5 protein-coding genes are annotated in these 9,377 nt (G+C 60.0%); 2 read left to right on the forward strand and 3 right to left on the reverse strand.

Going from position 1 to position 9,377, the window contains the following annotated elements:
• Positions 1-300: 300 nt before the first annotated feature.
• Entirely contained in the window at positions 301-1,734 is a 1,434-nt protein-coding gene (locus tag JF616_21925) for a hypothetical protein (GenBank protein ID MBW8890419.1), read from the reverse strand.
• Positions 1,735-2,045: 311 nt separating this feature from the next.
• On the opposite strand from JF616_21925, the gene JF616_21930 reads away from it, so the two are divergent.
• Together JF616_21930 and JF616_21935 are read left to right on the forward strand one after the other, a co-directional pair.
• Positions 2,046-3,800, forward strand: a complete 1,755-nt coding sequence (locus JF616_21930) for a hypothetical protein (protein MBW8890420.1) — start codon at positions 2,046-2,048, stop codon at positions 3,798-3,800.
• A 196-nt stretch (positions 3,801-3,996) separates the two neighbouring features.
• The gene (locus JF616_21935) at positions 3,997-6,594 is read left to right on the forward strand and encodes a glycoside hydrolase family 9 protein (protein ID MBW8890421.1); all 2,598 of its coding nucleotides are present in this window, start codon (positions 3,997-3,999) and stop codon (positions 6,592-6,594) included.
• Between the two features lie 308 nt (positions 6,595-6,902).
• Here the strand turns inward: JF616_21935 and JF616_21940 are convergent, their stop codons facing one another.
• Both JF616_21940 and JF616_21945 read right to left on the reverse strand, forming a co-directional pair.
• Positions 6,903-7,094: a hypothetical protein gene (locus JF616_21940; GenBank protein ID MBW8890422.1), complete on the reverse strand. Its 192-nt coding sequence runs from the start codon at positions 7,092-7,094 to the stop codon at positions 6,903-6,905.
• A 327-nt stretch (positions 7,095-7,421) separates the two neighbouring features.
• A complete protein-coding gene (locus tag JF616_21945) occupies positions 7,422-9,356 on the reverse strand; it encodes a hypothetical protein (GenBank protein ID MBW8890423.1) in 1,935 nt (644 codons plus the stop codon).
• Positions 9,357-9,377: the final 21 nt, after the last annotated feature.

Below are 9,377 nucleotides of genomic sequence, written 5' to 3' on the forward strand. Positions count from 1 at the left end.
GCGACCGTCCTGGGAGACGGTGTAGGTGGCGGCAAAGGGCAGGGCCGGCAGCAAAAGCGCGGTCAGGATGATTGCCTGGCGCGCGGTATGGCATCCAGTGTTTTTCATAGATCGAGGTCCCCTCATGGTCGCGGAACGGGAGCGCGGCTCCCCGGTCATGGCTTCCGCGGTGCTTAGTGGCCGCGAATGTCAATTTGGTTCAGGCGAACAATGTAGTGAAGCTCGGCCGTCCCGCCGGCCTTGCGGCCAGCGGGACGGACCTCGGCTACCTCCTGAGGGGGAGGAGGCGCCTCTATGATCTCAAGGGACTACCAGGATTGCGGACCGGCCTAGGGCATCCCGGTAGGCCGATCGGCCGAAAGCGTCGTTGGCATTCAGATAGCCTTCGGTTCCACCTGGGAGTAGCTTCTCAATCAGATTGCCGGTAGGCCGGGCTTTGGGGCTTATGTATCCGATGCCGACCGGGGTTTTGACGTCGGCCTGGATGTTGGGGAATTGGCCGCCCAGGGCCGCGAATCCCAATATGCCGATGGACTGCTTGTAATAGAACACATCGTCCCGGAGTTCGTTGGTTCCCAAGTAGGTATCCAAGGTGCCGATGATGCGCGAGAACAGTTCCGAGCGCGTTCCGCCTTGGGTATAGGTGACGTCGCCCGACCCGAGAATGGCGGTCATCCACATGGCCATATTGTCGAAGGAGCCCTTGCTTTCCGTGGTGGCGACACCGGTCTTGGAATACTGGGCCATCTCCGCCGCAGCCAGGTTGGCGTTGGTGTTGGCGAAATCGGTGATCGTCTTCTGGGTATTCTTGCAATAGGCGATGGCGCGCGCATCCTTGAACCAGATGGCATCCATACCGATACGGTAAGGGGTCCGGATTCCGTCGCTGAGCATGCCCAATCCCTGCTCGGCTTTGCTTCCGGCTTGGGAAGCCTGGCCGCCGCTGGAGGTGCACCAGTCAGGGGCCTGGCCGAAGCTATAGCGGGGCACTTTCGCCAATACCGCATAGCAATTGTCGATCACGGCGGTAAAATCGATCGTCTTCTGGTAAGCATTGAAAACCTTGAACCAAGCGGTGGCGAAATAGCTGGGGTTCATGTTGTTCACGCCGTCGCCGCCCCAAGTGTCCCCCGGCAAGAGATAGTTCCCAGAGGTCATGTTGTTCTTGATGGACGCCATCATTTCCATGGCGCGACTGTTATACGTAAGCCCGCCGGAACTATAAGTCTGCCAGAGGTGGGCTTTCTGCATTTCATCTGCGAAAACCAAGGCCAGGCAGATGTCCAAATCCGCATCCGTGGCCGCTCCGGCGCTTCCGTTCGGCCAGGTCCAGCGATAGGATTTCTTTCCGCTATCCCACAGGTTCGAATTGGCGGCTTCGAAGATTTTATTGAAAGTGGGTTGATCATTGAGCAGGACCGAGATCAGCATCCCGTAGCCCTGGCCTTCGGAGACCGCTTCGTTGGTGCCGATGATGCTGGTGCCGTTGGCGTCCAGCCTTCGATGGTTGACCAGGCCATTGGAAGAGATGAAGTTCGCCTTCCAATACGTCCAGGCCGTCTGCAAGCGGGCTTTGAAAAAATCCGGCTTCAAGGCCAGGTAGGAATTGAGGTTCGCCGCGTACAAACTGGAATAGTTGTAGCTTGCCGGCCGGACATAGGGCAAATTCCAAGGCTGGACCTGGGAATGGATTATGCCCGCGACCCCGAGTACAAAACCGGCCAAAACCGCCATCGGTCTCCGGGTGCGCATGCCAGGGATCCGCGATTGCTTCGCGTATTCAGCTATGGCGTCCCTCCATGGGCTAAGTCCGCGGGTGAGGGGGATCATGAGCGTTCCTTCCGATTTCGGCGCTCGGGCCGTGGACGTTTAGTGTCTTTCGCTTGATCCGTGGTTCGAGGAACAGACATTCAGATGGAGTCCAAATTGTCCTAAATCCGGTGAACCGCCTCTTTCGCTTGCGATACTAATTGGCGGTACGGAGGACGGCGACCCGCTGCGGGGGCCGGGAACCGCTCCGATCGCGAAAGGGAGAAAGGATAATTATGTCGTCCAAGATTTCATGCATCAAGCCGATGGGCTTCCGGCAGGGGTCCATGGCCCTAGCTGGGATGTTGGCGGTCGCCCTGGGGGCGCATGCCCAAACAGCGGCTGCGTCCGTGCTCGATAATTTCGAAGCGGGCTCCAACCAGAACAAGTTCCTCGGGTATTCTTACTTCTATAACGATGCCACGGACGGCGGCACTTCTGTCGTGACTTCCGCGCATGTGGGCAGCAAACCGAGCGAAGTGCTGGTGGATTCGACCTCCTTCGACGCCGGTTACGCCTCCACCAAGTCCCTTAAGATGGCCTTCACCTACGGCGCCAACAAGCCCAAGTCTTGCGGCGGCACCTGCGCCTACGGCCAGATGGTCGGCTTCGGCACCCAGTTCATTCCCGGTACCGATGTCGCATCGGGAACGGGCACTACGCTCGATCTCACCGGCGCATCCGCCATCACCTTTTACGCCAAGGCTTCCGTGGCCATGAAGATGCGCGTCGAAGTCACGACCACCAATGTGGCCGATTTCGGATTCTTCGTCAGCAACGTGTCGGTCGGGACCGATTGGGGCCCGCAGACCGTGCTGTTGAGCACCGGTTTGGGCGGCATCAACCAGCCCAGCTGGGCCGTGGTCGAACCCTTTGATCCCAAGTTGGTACAGAAACTTCAATTCTCGATTTCCGCGGACGATAACGCCGGGCTTCTGGGCGGCACCGTGTGGCTGGACAGCATCGTGATCCAAGGTTACACCTGGGTTCCGCCGAATGCGTGTATGACCTGCGTTGGCACCACGGCCGCTACCGGCGCCGTGCTTTCCGATCTCGAGCCCGTGACGGCCCCGCCCCGCGCCGCCAATCAGAACGCCGCCGGCGGATTCTGGTTCGCCTATAACGACGTCGGAACGCGCGCTGTCACCGCCCAATCCCAGTACTCGGAAATCTTCTCCGGCGTTGATCTGACCAATCCCACCCCTACGACTCCCCTCATCGTGATTTCCCCGACCAAGGGCGTTGGCGGATCGGGCGCCGCTTACATCGGCTTTACCCTCGGGCCGTCATACACGGCTAACGGATCGTTGGTCCAGCCCTTCGTGGGCATCGGCACCAAGACCTCGGATGCATTGGAAACCGCGGTGATGGATGCCAGCCTTTCGACCGGCGTGGCTTTCGACTACAATACGGATGCGGCTTCGACTTTCAAATTCATCCGCTTGGAAGCCAAGACCAACCAGACGGATTTGGGAACCAATGCGGGCGTAGTGCATAGCGTGCTCCTTCCCGCCACCGGCGGCACTTGGAAGACCGCCATCGTACCCTGGGCCAAGTTTTCCTTGCCCGATTGGGTGGATGTTCCGGACAAGACCGTACCGGTCAAGAAATCCGGCATCACCAAGTTCCAGTGGGCCATTCAAGATGCGCCCGGGACCACCGGCGGCTTGGCCGTCGACAATGTGAAGCTTCCCGGCATGACTGCTATCCCGATCGGCATCCGCAATGCGAGCCGTGCTTTCCACGGATTGCGCATGGCCCAAACCGCCGGCCGCCTCGACGTGACCTTCGACTTGGCTGCGGGTGAAACGGGCGCCAAGCTCACCCTCATCGATTTGAAGGGCCACCAGGTCGCTCCCGCCCAGAGCCTCACCGGCAAGGGCCTGCAGGTGGCGTCGTTGGACACCCATACCCTGCGCAGCGGAATCTACAGCTTGCAGGTGCGTCAGGGCGATGTCGTGCGCGGCGTTCCCGTGACCATTCTCAAGTAAGACCTGAAAGACATTCGGGCGCGGTCTTCCGCGCCTTTAGGTTTTGGGCCTCCGGTTTCTCACCGGAGGCCTTTTTTTTGGCGATGCTGGAGGCGGGTCGGCACATTAGGACGCGAAAGATTCCGTTTATGCAGCCTAGCTTCCGAACTCCGATCCCATCAAGGCCCACTAAAACCCGGTTAGGAGGAACCGTTAGATGAATCGGTCCATTCGCATCATTCTGGGAATGGCCGTCCTGGCCTTGGCCGGACTCGCCGCAGGCCAGAATCCCGACTACAAAGCTCTCCACAATCTGCTGATCCAGTATTACGGCTATCAGCGGGCGGGCGATAAGACAATCGATACCCATAACCCCTTCTATGAACCGCCCAAATCCCCAGCCCCCCATAGCGGGGACAACCTGAGCGGCGCGGATCTCGGGAGCGGTTGGTACGATGCCGGCGACTTCGTGAAGTTCGGCTTGAACCAAGGCTTCGCCGCGTATTGCCTCCTGAAGGGCTTTGACGTCTTCCCCCACGGCTATGACGATATCACCTCCTGGGATTATAAGGGGGCCCCGGACAATATCCCCGACATCCTGGGCGAGGTGAAGCTCTCCACCGATTACCTCCAACGCGCGGTGATCTCGGCCAGCCAGATCGTGGTTGACGTAGGCAATGCCGCGACCGATCACCAAGGCCTGAGCGAGGATGGCTACACCAATTCCTCGCGGACCAGCCCGCGGCAAGTTTATACCGGAGGCGGCGCCGACATCGCCGGCCTCTATGCCGCCGCCCTGGCCTTGATGGGAAACGTGTACAAGAAATACGACGCCACCTACGCCGCCGCTTGCGTGGCGAAAGCGAAGCTGGCCTTCCAGTTCGGCGAAGCGCATCTCAGCCTTTCCACCGAACAGGATGGCGGTAGCTACTACAAGACCACCACTTATAAGGACAAGATGGCCTGCGGTGCGGTGGAGTTGTATCGCGCCACCGGCGACTCGACCTATCTGACCAAAGCGAAAACCTACCTGGGCGGCGTGGTTCAGCATTATTACGTGCTGGGTTACGCGAACGTGGGCGATCTGGCCGCCTTCGAATTGAAGCGGTTGGGCGTGCCGAATGCCGACGCGATCTGGCTCTCCGACGTGGCCAACACCATGAACCGAGTGGTCACCGCCTCCAGCGCTTCGCCCCTCATCAAGGGAGCCTTCATCAACACCGATTGGGGCAATCCCGGCAATGCCGGCTGCGCGGGCTTCAGCGCGGCCCTGGCGTTCATGATCACCGGCGACACCAAGTACCTGACCTTCGCGCGTAACCAGGCCCATTGGGTGGCCGGGATTTCGCCTTTCACCCAATCCTACGTCGTCGGCTTCGGGAACGGCACCTCCATCAGCCCGCATCATCGTAATGACGTCGCGCGCTTGAACGGGGTGCGGCTCAAGGGCGGCGTGGTCGCCGGTCCTTACCCCGGCGGAACCTTCGATGCCACCAAGCCGGAAGCGAGCTCATGGTCATTCAACCCCAGCGATGCGACCAATTACAAGAACGTGGAATGCGCCATCAATTACAATGCCGGCATGGTCGGCCTGGTCGGTTTCTTGAGGGATTACGACAATCCCCCGGCTGATTTGATCCGCATCACCACCGCGCTCTCGGCAACCCCCGGCAATGCCGATCTCAGCACCGGAAAGGTGACCATTTCCGGGGCCTTGGAAAAGACCGCCGCCTGGACGATTACCTTCACCGGCAGCGTCAGCAAGGCCAAGAAGTCCGTGACCGGATCGGGAGCGGCCATCAGCGTTGCCTGGGGCGGCGAGTCGGACTCGGGAAGCTTCGTGGCTGGCGAAAGCGTGATTGCCAAGCTAGACATGCCGAATATTGCGCCCTACCACCTTTCCCGCGCCCAGACCTCCTTCAATATCTCCGCCCTTAAGTTGGAAGCCTTCAAGGCTACCGACGTCAAGCTCGATGATTTCGAGGACGGGGACACCGTGAATGCCGTGGGTGGCGTTTGGAAAATCTTCAACGACAAGCCGACGGGCACTTCCAGCAGCAATCCCCTGGCCATGGGGCCGTCCGTGCTGACGGGCGAAGGACAAGGCGGGGGCAAAGGCATCGGCATCCGCTTGATTAGCGGAGCCGGGGCTACGCATCCGATGGTAGGCGTGAAGACCACCTTCAATGCCACCGGCGCGCCGGTAAGCATCGGCCCTACGACGAGCATCGTTTTCGACGTGATGGCGACCTCGGGGAGCAGCCTGTGGGTCGAGTTGGAGCAATCCGACATCACCGATGGGGCCTACTACCAAAAGGAAATCGATTTCGCCAACAGCTCCTGGAATCGCATCCGCGTCCCGATCGCTTCTCTGGCGCAGCCGTCCTGGAAGACCGTCGCCAAAAACCTGAATACGGGATCGGTCACCGGTTTGCGTTTCACGTATTACGGGACGACCAACATCCGCTTCAGCCTGGATAACGTGTACATGGAAAACCTGAAGATCGGCGGTGTGGCCATCCATTCCCAGGCGGGCAAAGGCCACGCCGCCCTGAGCGCCCTGAGGACCGGGCGCGACGGGCTGCGCTACTTCTTCCAGCCTCCGGTGGCCGTAGCCGGCGATTGGAAGGCCGAAGTGGTGGATGCCTTCGGGCGAACCCTCGATAGCAAGAACCTGGGGAAAGTGGGAGCGGGGGAGTCGGTGGACTTCAACGGTCTCCGCCTGACTCCCGGATGGTATTTCCTCCGGCACACGGCGAACGGCACTTCCCAGGAGTACGTGCAACGCATCTACGTCCGCCCAGAGGCCCAGTAAGCCTTCTCGCCTCGCATTGGGCGCTCCCGCGCGCCCAAGCAAGCTCATCTTCGATCCAATTACGATGAAGAACCCCGGCCGCCGGCCCCTGGAAACAGGGATCGGCTTTGGCATTTTGCCCAATGCGTGCGCCAAAAAATCCGAATGGATCGGGATTCAAAAATCCGAACGGTTCGGATTTTTATGGTTGGTCAATCCGGCGGGCTAAAAAGGCTCCGGATCAGGCCTGAAATGGCTGAATCCGGATAGAAGAGGGGATAGGCAGCCTGGATGTGGCCGACCAGATTATTACCCGAGGGAAGGCGGAATTATTGGCCGACGGAAGGCTGCGCTTCCGCGCTGCGGCTTTGCCCGGCTTCCGGGTGGTTCGCCACCAGACCGTGCTTCCCGAGCTCCTGCGGAATGCGGGCCAACAATGCCAAGCCTACGAAAAAGGCCAGGAGAATCAGCATCTCCCAAAGGGGAAGTTGTTGACGTGATTTGTCGGTGGTAGAGCCCATGCGAGGCCTCCGGGGGGTTGTCCGGAATGAAAACTAATTCAATGCGCTTTTTTCCGCTCACCGAAAATCGCCCCGATCCGGAATAGGGAATCCAGCCTGCGAGGAGCATGTGTCCCGAATTGGCAAGCTCCCGGACGCGGGGAACATGCATGTGACGGGAGCCCTGGAGACCCCGTCAGGCGGGCCCGGGAGGGCGGGACCCGGAACGGGTTCATTAATCCAGAAGGATCCGGAAGTTCCAGGGCCAATCCGCCCGGCCGCGAATTACCGTAACGGCGACGTTACCCGCCCATTGGCGCAATCGGTCGCGTTGATCGCGCGCCGGCCCTACTCCTGGAGCAGGGCGGCGGCGGAATGCGGGGGCAGGACGAGTTTCATGGATTCGGATAGGGTCATGCGCTCGCCTTGACCGGAGCCGGTTTTGGCATCGGACTTGTCCAACCGCTTCAAGACACCCGAGCCTTTGAGGCCGGGAATGGTAAGGGTCACGACCGCTTCCGTTTCGGGATGCTTGTTCAGCAAGAGGACTGCCTTGGTCCCATTCGCACGCTCTGTCAGGTAGCAGGAAATATCGCTTTCCGCATCCGCCTCCGCCGATTTGATCTTGCACTCCAGAAGCTTTCCGCGCAGGACCTCGGAAGCCAACTTGAAGGCGTGGTACGAGGGCCGGGGGACGTTGTCCCCGTCCGGGGCGCCGGTGCGCGACAGGTATCCGTAATCCCCGCCTTGCTCGGTAATGTTGTTATGGATGTCCCAATAATCGGCATGCTCGATATTGTGCTTGGCCAACTCGCCCAGGTAGTCCAGGACGAACAATCCGTTAATCAAGCTCAAGCTCTGCGGGCCCGGCTTGAAGTCCACGGAGTTCCATTCCGTAAGCCAAATCCCGTATTGGTGGCCAGGCGCGCCGTATTGCTTCAACTGCCGTTTCACGCCCGGGATGATCTCGTCCAGGCTTTGCGGCGCCGCCAGCAGGGCTTGGTCGTTTTCCTCGCCGGCGTGCTGCGGATAATGATGCACGATGACCGCATCGGCCAGATCCTTGGTGGACTCCATGACCAGCTTGTTCCACTCGCCGTCGATAACGAAGATGACCGCCACCTGGATGGTGGGATCGACCGCCTTCATGGCCTTGATGAACTCGGCCGCGCGCTTGCCGTAGGTCGTCCCGTCGGTATGCTGCGGATGCCAGTCGCCGTAGAGCTCATTGCCGATTTCCCAGAGCTTGACGCCGGCCTTCTTGGTGATGTTCACGTAGCGGACCCAATCGGCGGCTTCTTCGGGCGTGCCCTTGCCGTAATTGACCGTGAACATGCCTTCGTTCCCGGTCTCCTTAAGCCACTGCAGGAACTCGTCCGTGTCCACCAGGAAATCCTTCTTGTCCAGTACTTGCTTCCAATGATCGTCGTCGGCGCGCAGGCCACCCGGGTAACGAACGACCTTATGATTCACGGCCTTCACCTGGTCGACGGTTCTGCGATCGAGCAGATCGCCGTCCCAAAGGGCGGCGTTGATCCCGAAGATGCCGTCGTGGATGGAAGAGGTCAGGACCTTGCCCGGTTCGCCGATGATCTTGAATTCGCGCGAGGCGACGGCCTTGGCCTTGACGGCCTCGCGCATGTTGGTCAAGTAAACGTCGTCCACGCGGAAAGCGCCGCTGGTGCCGTCGCCCGCGGGCTTGAAGTCGATGGAGGTAATGCCTGCGAGGTCGAACTTGCCGTTCTGCACCGCTTCCGGGGGTTGGTAGTAGGGGAACTTCCCGAAGCTGCGGAAGGGCAGCACGATATCGTTCCATCCGCGGGTGGCGCCGGTATTGGCATCGAACAGCTCTTTACCCGCATCGCCGATTTGAACGGTCACGCCCTGGAAGGCCTTGTTGGTATAAAGCTTGAAATGCAGGCCGTAATGCTGGGTCCAGTCCCGTTTCTTCTCGGTCGCGTTGTTCGCGTCCAAGCGATAGAGGACGTCGCACCAGTCCGTCAGCTTGTAGTTGACGGAGAGGGAGTGGCCCGGATGGCCGGCCAGCGCGTCCACGGCGAAGGTGACATCGGATTTGGGCCCATGGGAGCTTTCCCATCCCTTGGCACCCGATTCGAAATCGAAGAGTAGGCGATCGGGTTCCTTGGAGCTGAAGGTGTTCCAGTATTCGTCCGGATCCACGTAGCCGGGGATATCGTCGGTGATGACGATGTCCTTGGCGTAGAAGGCGACCGGTTGGGTGGAGTCGACCTTGTTCTCGTCCTTGTTCGCGGAAAAGCGCATTTCGCCTATCAAATCCCATTT

The sequence above is a fragment of the Fibrobacterota bacterium genome, from assembly GCA_019509785.1.
Classification (GTDB): domain Bacteria; phylum Fibrobacterota; class Fibrobacteria; order UBA11236; family UBA11236; genus Chersky-265.